General features: G+C 73.0%; 11 protein-coding genes. 6 read left to right on the forward strand and 5 right to left on the reverse strand.

All coding sequences use genetic code 11. The features are described from left to right. The first annotated feature begins 19 nt into the window (after nt 1–19). Complete coding sequence (locus tag BLV96_RS35195) at nt 20–688, forward strand: hypothetical protein (protein WP_086676570.1); 669 nt, start codon at nt 20–22, stop codon at nt 686–688. 56 nt (nt 689–744) lie between these two features. On the opposite strand, the gene BLV96_RS35200 is transcribed toward BLV96_RS35195, so the two are convergent. Further along, entirely contained in the window at nt 745–1,584 is an 840-nt protein-coding gene (locus tag BLV96_RS35200) for an RCC1 domain-containing protein (protein ID WP_428839445.1), read from the reverse strand. A gap of 506 nt (nt 1,585–2,090) precedes the next feature. Between BLV96_RS35200 and BLV96_RS35205 the strand changes: the two genes are divergently transcribed. Together BLV96_RS35205 and BLV96_RS35210 are read left to right on the forward strand one after the other, a co-directional pair. Then, on the forward strand, nt 2,091–2,699 hold the full coding sequence (locus BLV96_RS35205; RefSeq protein WP_086676572.1) for a DUF6801 domain-containing protein: 609 nt from the start codon (nt 2,091–2,093) through the stop codon (nt 2,697–2,699). 89 nt (nt 2,700–2,788) lie between these two features. Next, nucleotides 2,789–4,228 carry a DUF6801 domain-containing protein gene (locus BLV96_RS35210; protein ID WP_086676573.1) on the forward strand — a complete coding sequence of 480 codons (1,440 nt, stop codon included), beginning with the start codon at nt 2,789–2,791 and terminating at the stop codon, nt 4,226–4,228. Nucleotides 4,229–4,238: 10 nt separating this feature from the next. On the opposite strand, the gene BLV96_RS35215 is transcribed toward BLV96_RS35210, so the two are convergent. Genes BLV96_RS35215 through BLV96_RS35230 form a run of 4 tightly spaced genes read right to left on the reverse strand, consistent with a single transcriptional unit; the run spans nt 4,239 to nt 9,117 of the window. Then, complete coding sequence (locus BLV96_RS35215; RefSeq protein WP_086676574.1) at nt 4,239–6,098, reverse strand: hypothetical protein; 1,860 nt, start codon at nt 6,096–6,098, stop codon at nt 4,239–4,241. Then, nucleotides 6,095–7,015, reverse strand: coding sequence for a polyprenyl synthetase family protein (locus BLV96_RS35220; RefSeq protein ID WP_086676575.1), 921 nt, complete (start codon nt 7,013–7,015; stop codon nt 6,095–6,097). The genes BLV96_RS35215 and BLV96_RS35220 overlap by 4 nt, the downstream gene beginning before the upstream one ends. Beyond that, nucleotides 7,012–8,508, reverse strand: a complete 1,497-nt coding sequence (locus BLV96_RS35225; protein WP_086676576.1) for a chymotrypsin family serine protease — start codon at nt 8,506–8,508, stop codon at nt 7,012–7,014. Before BLV96_RS35225 ends, BLV96_RS35220 begins: the two co-directional genes overlap by 4 nt. Nucleotides 8,509–8,511: 3 nt before the next feature. Continuing rightward, nucleotides 8,512–9,117 (reverse strand): hypothetical protein, encoded by a 606-nt coding sequence (locus tag BLV96_RS35230; protein ID WP_086676577.1) that lies wholly within the window; start codon nt 9,115–9,117, stop codon nt 8,512–8,514. 198 nt (nt 9,118–9,315) lie between these two features. On the opposite strand from BLV96_RS35230, the gene BLV96_RS35235 reads away from it, so the two are divergent. The 3 genes from BLV96_RS35235 to BLV96_RS35245 are packed head-to-tail and all read left to right on the forward strand — an operon-like array spanning nt 9,316 to nt 14,828. Next, nucleotides 9,316–10,401 (forward strand): hypothetical protein, encoded by a 1,086-nt coding sequence (locus tag BLV96_RS35235; protein ID WP_244180707.1) that lies wholly within the window; start codon nt 9,316–9,318, stop codon nt 10,399–10,401. A gap of 45 nt (nt 10,402–10,446) precedes the next feature. Continuing rightward, complete coding sequence (locus BLV96_RS35240; protein WP_086676578.1) at nt 10,447–14,262, forward strand: hypothetical protein; 3,816 nt, start codon at nt 10,447–10,449, stop codon at nt 14,260–14,262. Beyond that, a complete protein-coding gene (locus BLV96_RS35245; protein ID WP_086676579.1) occupies nt 14,259–14,828 on the forward strand; it encodes a hypothetical protein in 570 nt (189 codons plus the stop codon). Before BLV96_RS35240 ends, BLV96_RS35245 begins: the two co-directional genes overlap by 4 nt. The last annotated feature ends 2 nt before the right edge of the window (nt 14,829–14,830 follow it).

The following is a 14,830-nucleotide window of genomic DNA, read 5'->3' on the forward strand; positions in this document are numbered from 1 at the left end:
AATGTGAAGGAGAGTCGGCATGCCTACTTTGTCGCGCACTCGGAAGAACGGCCGGAAATGGGCGCGCGCGGCCGCGGTCACGGCGGTCGCCGGCATCGCGATGAGCGTTGTCACCGCCGTTCCCGCCTCGGCCGACGTGGTCGAGATCCCGGTCGGCTACACGGTCACCGGCAGCACGGTCGTCAAGAAGACCGGCAGCGCGATGGCCCTGGGCCCGGGCAACCTCGACGGCGCCCTGGTCATCGACGACCAGACCGGCTCGGTCGGGCTGCGCGCGGACCTGACGCTGCCGCCGTCGCAGGCCAACATCTCGCTGGTGTCGGGCATCTTCAAGATCAAGGCGAAGGTCAAGATCACCCCGACGGCCCCGGCCACGGGCACCATCGCCGACGGCACGCTGACCACGCACGCCCAGGCGAACATGGAGATCTACGACATCTGGGCCGGCCTGCTGGTCCCGGTGATCCCGCTGCCGACGGTGCCGGGCAGCTGCAAGGCCAGCAAGCCGCTCGACCTGGACCTGAGCGCCAAGGACGTGGACATCTTCGGCCCGAAGATCACGGTGACGGGCACGTACACGATCCCGGACTTCAAGAACTGCTTCATCGCGGACCTCGCCCTGGGCGCGCTGGTGTCCGGCCCGGGCAACACGATTTCCCTGGACCTGGTCTCCAAGAACGCCGGCTGACCCGGTACGCGAAGAGGGGCTTCCCGGTGCGGGAAGCCCCTCTTTCCGCAGCCAGGTCAGCAGGGTGCGGTGGGATCCGCCTTGAGCGCCATGCCGATCCGGTCGCCCGCCGACACGGCGAGGTACGGGCCGCAGGCCGGGATGGTGGGGTTGCCGCTGGTGGTGTCCTGCTCGCCCGCGTCGTTCGAGCCCCACATGACGAGGTCGCCGGTGCTCTTGAGCGCGATGTTGAACGTCCAGCCGGCGTCGATCGCGACCACGTCCGAGAGCGCGGCTTCGGGCACCTCGGCCTGGTGGTCGTCGTCGCGGCCCCAGGCGATCACGCCGCCGTCCTTGAGCGCGAGACTGTGCTGGTGACCAGCCGAAATCGCGGTGACCCCCGACCTCGCCGCGGCCGGCACGTCGATCTGGCCGTGGCTGTCCGCGCCCCACGCGAGCACCCCGCCGTCCTTCAGGGCCAGGCTGTGGTCGCCGCCCGCGGCGATGGCCGTGACGCCGGAAAGCGCTTCGGGCGGGACGTCCGAGCGCAGGCCCCAGCTGACGACCCGGCCGCCTTGCTTGAGCGCGAGGTTGTGCATCTCGCTCGTGGAGATGGCGGTGACCCCGGACCGCGCCTCGGCCGGCACGTCGGCCTGCCCGTACCAGTCGTTGCCCCAGGCCAGGACCTGCCCGCCCTTGAGGGCCAGCGCGTGCGCCCAGCCGGCCGAAACCGCGCTCACCCCGGACTGCGCGGCGGCGGGCACCTCCGTCTGGCCGAAGTTGTTGTCGCCCCAGACCAGGGCCTGCCCGTCCTTCAGCGCGATCGCGTCGAGCCTGCCCACCGAGACGGCCGTGACCCCGGCGCCGGCTTCGGGCGGCGGGGCCGGGAACCCGCTTTCGTCGGTGGGGAAGTACAGCGCGAGCGACCCCCACTCCAGCACGCCGCCGGCGTCTTCGGGTGCGGCCGAGGCGGCCGGGACGACGGACGCCGAGGCCAGTGCGACGGCGACGAGCGCGACGGCTCGGCGGGGTGCTCCGGGACGGCGAAGGACTGCGGCCACGACATCCTCTTTCACTGAATCGATTTCCGCGGTAATGACACGCGCGCGCCTTCCGATAGTAACCCGGACGGCGACCGATCGACACCCGTACGTCTTTGTCAAAAGCGCACCAAGGTCACCGGGTCCATGCTCCGTTCCTGACAAGAAATTCCACGACTCACCCTCGTGGAAAACCTTCGAGGTGACATCCTTGTTGCGCAACCGACTCGCGAGTAACCTCATTTCCACAGCCACCTCGCGAGGGTTCGGGCTGCACCAGGGAAACACACCCGGGGGAATTCGCGGAACCGCACTCGGTCCGCGGGACGCGTGGGCAGCGTCCGTCGAGCCGTCAACTGGATGATCGAAGGAGATTGACAGTCATGACCCGACTCAGGAACTTGTCCCTCAAGGCGATGGCGACCGCCGCCGCCGTCGGCACGCTCAGCGTGATGGTCGCCGGTGTCGCGTCCGCCGACACGGCGTACAACGCGGCCGGCACGTACCGGTGCACCTTCCCGGGCATCCCGCTGCAGGACGTCGCGATCACCGCGACCCTGACCGGCCCGGACTCGATCGCGGCCGGCACCAGCGTGACGCCGACCAACGTGGGCGGCACCGCGACCATTTCCGCGGCCGTGCACTCCCTCCTGACCGCGGTCGGCTACGACGGCATCCGCGGCACCGCGACCGTTCCGGTCACCGCCGCCTCCGGCTCGGTCTCCGGTCCGGCGAGCGGCCTCCAGATCCCGGAGGTCATCTACCCGGCCGGCGGGGCGATCACCGTCAACATCAACCAAGTCGCCACGTCGTCGATCCCGAGCTACACCGCCCCCGCCGCCGCGGGGACGGACACGCTGTCGCTCGGCACGCCGATCACCGCGGCGCTGCAGTTCCACAAGAAGTCCAACAACACCTGGTCCAACTGGAACATGAGCTGCACGCCCAAGACGTCGGCGCCGGCCTTCTCGCCGACGTTCACCATCACGTGATGCCGCGCGGTTAGCACCACCGTGGGGATGGCCGGTTCGCCGGCCATCCCCACACCCCGTTTCCCAGCGGTACGAACAGGAGCACGGTCATGGCAGCTCGGCCGACCCGGCGGACGGCGGCACGCGGCGCGATCGCACTGGTGTGCGCGGTGACGGCGGCGACCGGTGCGCTCACCGGAACCGGGTCGGCGGCGCCGGGCGCCACGGCGCCGGACCCCGGCGCCAGGTACGCCGCGCACCGGGCGTTCACCGCGACCTGCCCGTTCGCCGACCCGGTCGGTGCGGTCACCATCGCGATGAACGCCGAAGCCCGGCTCCCCGCCTCCGTCCGATCCGGTGATCGCGCGACCATCGACGGCTTCACGGTCCGGCTCGGCGTGCCGCGGACGGCGGCACTGCAACTGCTCGGCCCGGACGGCACCGAGCTCGAGGGCGGCCTGACCGTCGACCTGGTGCTCGAGCAGGGCAAGGTCCGCGACACGCTGGCGGTTCCGCTGACGATCGCCGCGACCGCACTTCCCGCCGACGGCGACCTGTCCCTCGTCGCCACGGGCAAGGTGCCCGGCTTCTCGGTCACCTCGTCGGGCGCGACGAAGATCCGGCTCGCCGCGCCGCGGATCGCGCTGGGCCCGGCCGCCCCCGCGGCGAGCGGTACCGCGCCGGCACCCGCCCCGCAGGCGACCTGCACGGCCGCGGCCGGCCAGGACCTGTCGTTCGGCTACCTCGTCGTGGGTTCGGCCGCCGTCCCGGCCAAGCCCGTCGCGCCCGCGCCGGGCAAACCCGCGCCGAAGGTCCGCGGCGGCGGGAAGCAGCACAACCTGATCGACGACGACCCGCCCCCGGACGACACCGTCACGCTCCGGCTCCCGCTCCTCCCGAACCAGGTGGACAACACGACGGACATCGTGAAGACCGGCGCGAAGATCCACAGCAACGCGGCCGCACTGGTGAACGGCATGTGGGTGCAGGTCACCGACCAGGACGGGAACCAGATCTCCGGCACCATCACCGGCGAGCTCAGCTTCACGCCGGTCACCGTGACCTACCTGGGCTACGGCTTCCTCCCCATCTCCGCGACCGTGGAGTTCCTGCCGGACGACTACCGGCGCGGCAAGGAAATCAGCTCGAAGGGCTCGCTGGTCGACGGGATCCTGTACAACCACTTGGACGTGCGGTCCCGGCTCAGCGACGTGAAGGTCAACGGCGTCCCGCTGGACGCCGGGCCGGACTGCGTGTCCGAGAGCACCATCTCGATCGACATGCTCGGCGAGTACGGTCCCTTCGAAGGCGGCACGATCAAGACCGACCCGGACAACCCCGACCCGAAGTACCGGGGGTTCACGTTGCCGCCGTTCCGGAACTGCGGCGCGGCGGAGAAGCTGAGCTCGCTGTTCACCGGTCAGAACTCGGGGCCCGGCAACCAGGCCACGGCCAACCTGGCCATCATCCAGCCGTGCTTCGAGGCCGACCACACCCTCTGCCCGCCGACCATCCCGATTCCGGCGGAGGTCTTCCGGAACAGCCGCTGACGGGTCGGGCTCACGCGATGGCCGGGGCCGCCACCCAGTCCGCGACGACGGCCAGTGTCGTCCGTGCGCCCGGATCGGCGATGTCCCCGCGAAACCGCTCGAACTCCGCGCGCGCCCGCCGAACCGCCTCGACCGCCACTCCCGCGGCGCGGGGCGGAATCGAAGCCGCGGTCAGGCCCGGCGCGGACAGCAGCTCCGGCAGGGCCGAGATCCGGCCGCCGAGCAGATCGGTGAGCGTGGCGTCGAGCCGAGTCCGCTCGCCTCGCAGCGCCAGGACGTCCTCGGTGCGCAGGAACAGTTTGCCCAGTACCTCGCCGCAGGCCCGGAACACCTCCGCGTCGGCACCTCCCAGGGCCGCGCCGACGCGCAGCGGGAACTCGAACAGCGAGGCGAAGACCGCTTCCGCGCCGGCGCCGGTCGTCACGACGTTCGCCCGCAACGCCGCCAGTTCGCCCAGCCAGTCCGAAAAGGACCAGGACAGATCCGGCGCCGCCTCCGCGATCAGCCGGGACGCCTGGCCCAGCAGGTAGTCGCCGGCGAGCACGGTCGTCGCGGACTCCCAGTCCACGCCCCGGACTTCCTTCGGGGTGCCGGCGGGGCCGAGGAAAGCCAGCGCGCCGAGCGTCGCGAGTTCGACGGCCGCCGCCACGGAGGCGTCTCCGCGTGCCGGGCGGTCGCCGCCGGCCGTGAGGGCCGCGAAGAACCCGATCGCGGGCCGCAGCAGCAGTTTCTCCTCCCGGTCGGCGGTGAACATCCGGGCCAGGAACGGCCAGTCGCCGCGGACGATCGACAGGCACACCTCGTCGCACGCGGCCAGGAACGGCAGCAGCCGGACCCGGGTCGCGGGCGGCAGCTCCAGGGGCTCGGCGCCGGCGAGAGCCGCCGCACCTTCGGGCAGCACCACCGCCCGCCGCCCCTTCGCGTAGAACGGGTGCTCGCTGCCCGCGCCGGCGGCGAGCACGCGCCACGCGAGGTGGTACCGGCGGGCCGCGTGCCGCGCGGTCTCGAAGTAGCCGACGAACGCGGTGCCCAGTAGCCGTTCGTACTCCCGACGGGCGGCGGCCGGATCATCCACTTCGGACAGGATCGCGCGGGCGGCGAGCCGTCCGGATTGGACAGCTCCGCTCAGCCCCTCGCCGGTGAACGGGTTGACCAGGCCCGCCGCGTCCCCCACGCGCAGCCCGCCGGGACCGGCCGCCGAACCGGGGCTGAAGCCGCACGACAGCGGACCGGAGACTTCCGGCCCGGCCGGGACGCAGTCCCGCACGCGGGGCTCGACCTCGGCCAGGGCCTCGATCGCCTCGTCCAGGCAGCCACCGCCGCCGAGGGCGGACACGCCGATCGTGCAGCCACCCGGGGCCGGCGCGAGCCAGGCGCAGCGGGGCTGCCCGCGCGGGTCGTCCGCGGGCGGGGCGAGCATCCGGAGCACGACCCGGTCGCCCAGGTCCGGCCCGCTGAACCGCCCCGCGCAGCTCACCCCGGTGCTTTCGGAAGGAGACAGCCCGCCGCCGCCGGCCAGCACCACGTGCGGTGCCGCGGGTGCCGTCGGCCGGTACTCGGCACCGCACCGGACGGCGTGCGCGCGCAGGGTTTCCCGGAGCACGACGCTGTCGACGACGGCATACCCGGCGTCCGGGACGGCGTGGGAAGTGTTGGCGTCGAAGGCGATCGTCACCCCGTACACCGGCCAGTCGTCGACCGTCACGCCGATCGAGCGCAGGATCTCCCGCGCCGGGCCGCTGACGAGGACGTCGTACCCCGGCTCGTCGCCCTCGCGGCCGACGAGCACGACCGGCACCCCGCCGCGGGCCAGCACGGCGGCGGCGACCGCGCCGGCCGGCCCGGCGCCGATCACGACGGCGTGGCTCAAGAGCGGCTCGCCTCGAGCATCGCGGCCAACGCTCGGCGCGCCGGACCGTCCGGGGTGCGCGCCAGCGCGGTCTGCGCGTGTCCGAAGTGGACACCTGCCAGGGTCCGCGCGGCCCGCAGGCCGCCGCGTGCGGTGACCAGCTCGCGCACCCGCGTCAGGTCACCGCCGGAGAACGACGGCGTGAGCAGGAGCCGGTGCAGTTCCCCGGTGGCGTCCGCGCGCAGGGCGGCCAGCGTCGGCGCGCCGAACAGGCCGAGCAGGTGGTCGGTGCCCGCCGGTTTGTCGTCGCCCGTGGTCTCCAGGTCGAGGCAGTCGTCGAGGACCTGGAACGCGATCCCCCACTCGACGCCGAACTCGGCCAGCGCCGCGATCACCGCACTGTCCACTCCGGACTCCACCGCGCCGAGCAGGCAGCACAGCCGGAACAGCACGCCGGTCTTGCGCCGCACGAGGTCGACGTAGTCCGGTAAGGACAGTCCGGTGTCGAAGCCGCGTTCGACGTCGAGCAGCTCGCCGTGCGCGAGCTCGGCCACCGTCCGGCTCACCGCCGTGGCGACGCCCTCGCCGAGGTCCGCCGCCTCGGTCCCGGCCGCCGCCAGGCACGCCAGGCCGCCGAGCACCGCCAGTTCCGGCCCGGCGGTCCGGTGCGCGGCCGGCCCGCCCCGGCGGATCGCCGCGCGGTCGATGACGTCGTCGTGCACCAGGGAGGCGAGGTGCACGAGCTCGACGACCGCGCCGAGCCGCGCCACCCGCCCGGCGTCGGCCCGGCCGAACCCCGCGCAGGCGGTGAGCAGCCGCGACCGCAGCAGCTTGCCGGGCCGGTCGACGAGCCCGCCGACGGTCTCGCGCAGCGGTGTGGAAAGCCCGCCGACGAGCCGGGCGAGGTGGTACCGGACCGGGTCCGCGGCCGTCGTCACCGGCCGGAGAACCCGTAGGTGTCGTCCACCTCGAGCCCCGGGATCTCCCGCAGAGCCGTCACCACCCGCCGGTAAACCGCCGGGTCGTTCATGTACTCGAGCAGCCCGGCGCGGGTGCGGCCCACCGAAGGGACGATCACGTCGTCGAAGATCACCCACAGCGCCTGCTTCTCCGGCAGGGTGACCAGCTCCGGCGAGAACCCGGCGAAGACCGTGCGGATGTCGTCCACGTTCTCCTGGCTCAGCTGGACGGCCGAGCCGGGATCGCCGAGCAGGCCGATGACGAGCGCGCGGTACTTGGCGTAGTACCGCTGGGCTTCGGCCTTCTCCTCCGGGCTGGCGGTGGCCGCTTCGAGCCGGTTCACGGCGACGTCGAGGTTCTGGTACACGAGCTGGACCACCAGGTTGCCGACCGCGCTCTCGCCGAAGAACTCGTCCCGGGCCTGGTCGAGGTACGCGTTGTCGCCGTCCAGCGGAAGGTCGTACAGCGTCCCGGCCGCGCCGAGCATCCGGCAGGCGATGGCCGGCATCGGCGTGTACGTCCTGCCGTTGCCGCCTTCGCACACGACCGCGCCCGAATCGCCGACGAGCGAGAACCGCTGGGCGTAGATCAGGTCGTCGAAGGAGTAGCCGTCGACGAACACCCTTGCCGTCGTGTCCAGCACGACGCTGGAGGTGTACCCCGAGCTGCGGCCGACCTTCTCGATCCGGCCGCCCTCCACCGCGGCGACGGTCGAATCCGGCGTGAGGAGCTCGACGTCCAGCTGCGCCAGCACAGTGTCGATCTTGGCCATGAAGGTGCCACCGTGGACACTCGCGAGGAACGCCAGCCCGATCGCCCGGTGGGTCGGGGAGATCGGCGCCATCAGGTTGCGGGCCACGGTCGAGCTGACGTCGATGCCCGGTTCCAGCTGGGCGATGGCGGCGTCGGCGGTGTTCCCGACGCCCTTGACGAGCGGGATGGCCCGTTTGAACCGAGCGACGGTGTTCGCTTCGGCGGCCCCGCCGTCCAGCGGGGCGGGCTGCACGATCGCGGTACCCGGCGCGGTGGCCCCGAAGTTCGCCAGGACGTGGTTGGCCGAGAGCACGCAGATCGAGCCGTCGGTGCGGTCGCGGACCAGGCAGCCGAAGGTGCCGAGCGTGCCGTCGGCGAGCGAGCCGAGGCCGGCGCCCTGCAGCGGGGGCCGGAACCGTTCCGCGATCGGCGTCGCCGCGGCCGCTTTGGTGGCACCGGAGAACCGGAACTCCCCGGTCTCGACGACGTCCACGCCGTGGCCGCCGATCACCTCCGGCAGCAGCCGGCTCCGGGAAACCAGTGCGGCGCGGCGCTTCTTGCGGACCAGCGCGATGACGACCGGCTCGTCCGTCAGCTCACCATCGCGAGTGCGGAAGCCCTTCGCGACGCCCACGACGTTCGGGTCGGTGAGGTGCTCCTCGGCCAGCCGGGTCTTCGCTTCGTCGAGCGCGGCCGCCGTTTTCGCGTCCATCAGCATGGGTCACCGCACCTCGACCGTCGCGACCAGGGGATTCCCGTTCGGTGGGAAGAGCGTGATCGTGCTCGTGAACGACCTGCTGACCCCGCTGTCCTTGAACACCGTGACAGCACCCGTGGCACTCGGCTCCACCTTGATCGTCATCGTCCCGGGGTTGCGCACCGCCGGCAGCTGCGGCGCCCCGGTCAGCGTGGCGGTTCCGGTCAGCACCGTCTCGATCGCGATGGCCGGCATCGTGACGCGCGGGAATTCGACAGTCACCGGTAACCGCCCGGAGAGGCCCCTGGCGTCGGTCACCACCACCGCACCGGTGACTGTCGCGGTCAGCGAGCTGTACCCGACGTCCCGGAGCATCAGCGGGAAGACCCGATCGCTGATCACCTGCACGATGACCGGACCGAGCGTCACGACCGTCCCGTAGCCGGCGGCGGCGGGGATGCCGGAGATGATCCGCATCCGGAACGGCGGCGGGCTCGCCCCAGGCCCGGTCGCCCGCCAGGTGAGCTCCGGGAACTCGCCGGCGGCCGCGGTGCCCACCGGCACCGCCGCGCCCGCGGCGAGCACCGCCGCCCCGCGCAGCGCGGACCGTCTCTTGAATACGGGTTCCATCGTGACTCCCCCTCGGAATCGTCCTTTTCGGAGGCTAACCGCAGAATCGAAGAACGGACAAGGAAATTCTCCGCTTTCATCGGATCGCGACAAAAAATCGAGTGGTCCGAACGGCCGATTGATCATCACTTCACCGCGATGTTACGTTGGTTCGGATCGGGCGTTTTGCCCGCCCGGTCACCATGGGGGGAGGCCATGATGACGCGGCTGCGCGTCCTGTTGTGCGGTGCGCTGGCCGCCACGGCGATCACCGGGCCGTTCGAGGTCCCAGCCGCTCTCGCGTCCACATCGGACACTTTGGCGGCCGCCGCCGTCGCCGATCCCGCGGCCACCGCGCGGAAACTCGTCCGCCGGCTGGCCGGCAAGGACCCGCGGGCCGCGGTGCGAGCCGACGCCTGGGTGGCGTGGGCCGACGAGAACGACGACGTCGTCTACGAATTCCTCGACTTCGGTCTCGCCGCGGCCGAACAGCGGGCCGCGGAAACCGCGTCCGCCGACGCCGACTTCTGCCGCCGGGTCGTCCTGACCTACACCGTGGCGTACGCGCCGGAGGTCAACGCCGCCGCGCAACGGGCGCTGCTCGGGACCGACTCCGACCGGGAACTGTTCGTGCGCAGCGGTTTCGCCGCCGCCGAGCAGCGCGACCGGCTCGCGCGCGAAGCGGACGGGAGCCAGCAGGAAGCCCTCGTCGAAGCGGACCGCCAGTACGTCCGCACGCTCGCCGCGCACGACCCGGGCACACAGGTGCGCGCCGCCGCCGCATGGGCGACCCGGTCGGCCGCGACGGACGCGGACCTCGTCGAGTTCTTCGCCTACGGCTGGGCCACCGGCGCGGAACTCGACCTGGAAGCGCACCGCTTGCGCGACGCCGAACAGGAGGCACGCTGGCTGGCCACCGTGCGGCGGCTGCTCACCGACGCGCAGGAGGCGGAACGGGCCGCCCTCGAAGCCTCCGGCGAGATCGAGGTCCAGCTGCGGGAGGCCGCGGCCCGGGCGTGGCAACGGGTCGGCGAGCAGACCGGCGCCCCGCGCGTCGCCTGGGCCGATGCCGCGCAGGTCGCCCGTGACCAGGCCGCGAACTGGGCCGCCGTCGCCGCGGCCGCGCAGGCCACGACCGGGCCGAACTGGCAGGCCGTGCGGGACGCGGCCGATCCCACCCGGGCCGCCTGGGCGGCCGAACAGGACTGGGCCGCCGAGCAGGCCAGCTTCTGGAACGCCCTGCTCGCCGATGCCGTCGACGGCGAGACGCGGATGCGGAATCCGCAATTCGCAACGATCAGGTAAGCGCTTTCCACCGCCATTCTTCTTCGACTACGACGGGACGCGGAAATGCCGCACGGATTCGTCACGAGAGTGCTCGCCCTGGTGCTGGCGTTCACCGTGTTCGTCACGACCGACGTCGGCGCGGTACCGCAGGCGACCGCCGCGGTCGCCGCCGACGAACCGGGAACCCCGCGGCCGATCCCGCACACGGACTACCCGGGCTGGGACGGCGAAACCGGGACGGGCGAGCCGATCGACCCCCGGCTGTGGAAGCTGGTCGCGGACATCGCACAGCTGTCCGAGGAACCCGAGGTCCGGGCGGCCGCGCAGGCCGCACTGGACGCCGGGACCGAGGACGCCATCTGGGAGTTCCTCGACACGGGCGAGGTCGAAGCACAGCAACGCGCCCAAGCCCGCCGCGACGAAACGGCCCGGCTGAACCGCGAAGCCGTCCTGGACCTGCGCGGCACCGGCGGCCCGATCTTCAACGCCGAGGTCGAGCGCGTGCTGGCCGGTTCGGACGCCGACCGGGCCGCGTTCCTCGACTACGGCAAGGACATCGCCGCCGAGCGGGACGACCGCAACCGGCACAACACCCAGGCCCGCGCCGACGAGCTGCGGGCGCGGGTGACCGCGCTGTCCGGCTCGGCCGGGCCGGAGGTCAAGCTGGCCGCGCAGCAGGCCCTCGCCGCCGGGGACGCGGCGATCGTGGCGTTCTTCAACGGCGGGTACATCGCGGCGGCCCAGCGGGACGCGGCCAACCGCGAGCAGTACCTGAAGGACCTGGAAGAGCGGAACAAGGCGGCCGAAGCGGCGAGCGACCTCGCCCAGCGCGCGGCCCGCGCGTCCCGGGCCCGGCAGAACCTCCTGGTCGCGAACGGCCGGGGCGTCCGTGCGCTGCAGCGCACGGCGAACGCGATGGTGTCCGCGGGCACCGCGGCGAGACAGGCAGCGCAGATCTTGGCCGCGAACACCGCCGGCGGCCACCACTCCCCCGAGACGTTCAGCCTGGTGCGCCAGGAAGTCCAGCGGCAGCTGGACCTGGCGGGACAAGCGGCGTCCGAGGCGCAGAGCGCGTCCGTCGCGGCGACGGCCGAAGCGAACATCCTGGTCGAGGCAGGCCTGCCCTACGGCGCGGACTGGGCGCGGCTGACCCAGGGCATGTCGTCGGCCTCGCAAGCGGCGGTGTCGGCGATCCAGACCGCGCAGCACGCCACGGACGCGACCGCGGCCACCGACGCGGCGATCGGGCACCAGAACGAAGCCGCGGCCCGCGCGGAGGAAGCCCGGCAGTGGCGCCTGCACGCGGACGAGCACGCCGCCCAGGCAGCGTCACTCGCCACCGCGGCGGCCGACCAGGCGAAGGCGGCGAAGGACGCCGCCGTGCGCGCCGACCAGGCCCGGTACGACGCGCAAGTTGCTCGCAACCAGGCTTGGGACGACCTGCAACGCACCTACGAGGCCCTCCACACGGCCGAGCGGGAGGCGGGCAACGCTCGCACGGCCCGGCAGGAGGCCGAACGCCAGCGCGACGAAGCCGCCCGCTACCGCCAGCAGGCCGACGAGGCCGCGGCCGAGGCGAGCCGGGCGCGGGGCGAGGCGGAAGCGAAGAAGCGGGAAGCGGCCGCCGCGCTGGCACGCGCCCGGGCCCAGGAGGACATCGCCGCCGGTTGCGAAGACACCGCCCGGCGGGAGGAGGCGAACGCCACGACCGCGCGTGACCGGGCGTGGGCCGCGCAACAGGCAGGCAACGCCGCCGAAGCCCGGGCGCAGGCGCTCGAGGCGTCCGCGGCGGCGGCGAGGGGAACCGATCAGGAGGCGCCGGCCTGGGCGGCGGCCCAGGAAGCCCGGCGGGACGCCGCCGACGCGGCGACCGCCGCCCGGGGTGCGCGTGACGCCGCCAACCGGGCGACCGGTGCCGCCGCGCAGGCCCGGGAAGCGGCCACCAAGGCCACCGCGGCCGCCGCCGCGTCCCGCGCCGCGGCGCAGCAGGCCGAGCAGGCCGCCGCGAACGCGGACCTCGCCGCGGACACCGCCGAATCCGCCGCCGCCGACACCCACGCGTCCGCGATGCGGGCGAACTCCGCGGCCGCGACCGCGACCGCCGAAGAGGTCAAGGCGTCGGACGCCGCCCGCACGGCCGCCACGCTCGCCGAGCAGGCCACGGAGCAGGCCCGGCTGGCCACCGTGGCCGCCGCCCGGGCCGGGCAGAACGCGAGTGAGTCCTTCACCGAAGCCGTTTCCTCGGCGACCCAGGCGAACCTCGCCGGCCGGGCCGCGCTCGCCGCGCGGGCGTCCTCGGCCGCCATCACCGAACCGGCGAACACGGCGATCGTCGTGGTGGCCCCGTTCACCGGGACCGACCTCGACGCGGACTTCGTCGCCGAGGTGGCGGCGCAGGCCCAGGCCGTGGGCGACGAACAGGCACGGGCCGCGCAGACCCGGGCGGACGAGGCCAAGCTGGCGGCCACCCAGGCCCAGCAGGCCGCCGACAACGCCGCCGCGGACACCAAGGCGGCGTTCCAGGCGGCGGCCAACGCGGCGAAGTCGGCGTCGGCCGCCGCGCAGTCCGCGGCCGAGGCGCAGCGGTCCGCGGCCGACGCGGCGGGGTCGGCGAGTGCCGCCCGCGACGCGGCGAACACCGCCAACGGCTACGACGTGCAGGCCCACGAGAACGCCGCCAAGGCCCGGCAGGAGGCGAACAACGCGGCCTCGGACGCGGCGATCGCCGGACTGGCGGCGGACGCGGCCGAAGGTCAGGCGAGCGCGGCCCGCGCCGCGGCCACCCAGGCCGAAACGGACGCGGCCGCGGCGCACCGGGCAGCCGACGACGCCGACCGCTACGCGCGCGAAGCGGCCGCGGCGGCCGAGCGCGCCCGGATCCACGCGCAGGAGACGTCGAACGCGGCCCAGCGGGCCCGCGACGCCGCGGCCGACGCCCAGCGCGCGGCGGACCAGGCCGAAGCCGACCAACGGCAGCGGGACCTCGAAATCCAGTACACCAAGGCGATGGTGCTGGCCGGCTGCCTGCCCGGCCTCTCGGTCGAGGACATCGACGAGCTCGTCGCGGAGCCGGACAGCGAAGCCGCCCTCACGGAGTACCGGGCGGCCCAGCAGGGCTGCATGAACGGCGAGGACGTCATCAGCTTCCTCGCCGAGGTCGGTGGCGAGGTGCTCCTCGAGTACATCGGGATCCCGGACCTCAAGCGCTGCTTCGGATCCGGGGACATCGAGGCCTGCCTGTGGACCGTCGTCAACGTCATCGGGCTGGTCCTGCCGTTCGTGAAGGGCAAGGCGATCGTCAAGGCGATCACCGCCGTGGTCGTGAACATCGGCAAGTACCTCGCCAAGTCCGAAAAGATCGCGCGGCTCGCGGAGAAGATGACCGTCCTGCTCGACCAGCTGCGGCGGGTCTGCAAGGTCCGCGGCCGGCTCGCGGCGAACCGCGCGTCGACCGCCGACGCGGCGGAGTTCTTCATCTGCCTCCCGCTGAAGAACCGCCTGCCGGAGCGATTGGACGACGAGCTGCGTCAGGCCCGCGAGCTCGGCATCGAACCGGTCGAGCTCGGCACCCAGGAGTTCCGGCACCTGATCGGGGCGGGCGACGTCGCGGTGAAGTGGGCGGTGCTGCTGGACGGGCGGCTCGTCGTGATCCCGAAGTACGTGGGCTCGGTCGAGCTCAAGCACCCGGTGCTCAGCGGTGGCGCGGACGTCCTCGACGCCGGCGAAGCCGTCATCAACGGGGCCGGCCCGGGCACGTTCGGCATCAACATCAACCTGAACAGCGGCCACTACCGGACTCCGCGCAGCGGCTCACGAGGGCAGGGGTACATGAAGATAGCCAGGGACGCCTTCGAAGCCTTCGGGGTGTTCTTCCCGTGATCCCCGACCTGGACGAACTCAAGACACTGGGCTTCCGCGACCTGGTGGACCGGCTGTCCCGGATCCGCACCGGAGAGCTGGCCGCGCTCGACCCGGACGTGCTCGCCGACGGGGAGTGGACGTTGACGAGCGAACAGTTCCGCGGGGGGCTGATCGCGCACTGCCGGGACCTGGGCGAAGCCGAATGGCGCCGGTGCGACGAGGTCGCCGGACGCCTCTTCGGCTGGGTGGAGGCCTTCGGCGGGACCTCCCACCTGAGCGTGACGGCCGACCGGTTCCACCTGTCCGCCAGCCTCCTGCTCGAGGTCGGGCCGCGGCCCGGGCTCGCGCTGCTGTCGCCCGGGCGGTTGCTCGGCGATTTCATCGCCGAGCTCCCCTGCTCGGCCGCGGAGGCCCGGAGCACGGTCTCGCGGTGGCGCGGCGAACCCGACGGCGCCGAGGTCCGGTGGCTCCTCGCGCCGATGGTCCTGGCCGGCCAGCTGGACCGGATCGAGCACCTGCTCCCCGCGTCGGCGGACCGGGACACCTACCGGGAATGGAAAAACCTGTGGCAGAACCTGACCTGAGC

It is taken from the genome of Amycolatopsis pretoriensis, assembly GCF_900107925.1.
GTDB classification, from domain to species: domain Bacteria; phylum Actinomycetota; class Actinomycetes; order Mycobacteriales; family Pseudonocardiaceae; genus Amycolatopsis; species Amycolatopsis pretoriensis.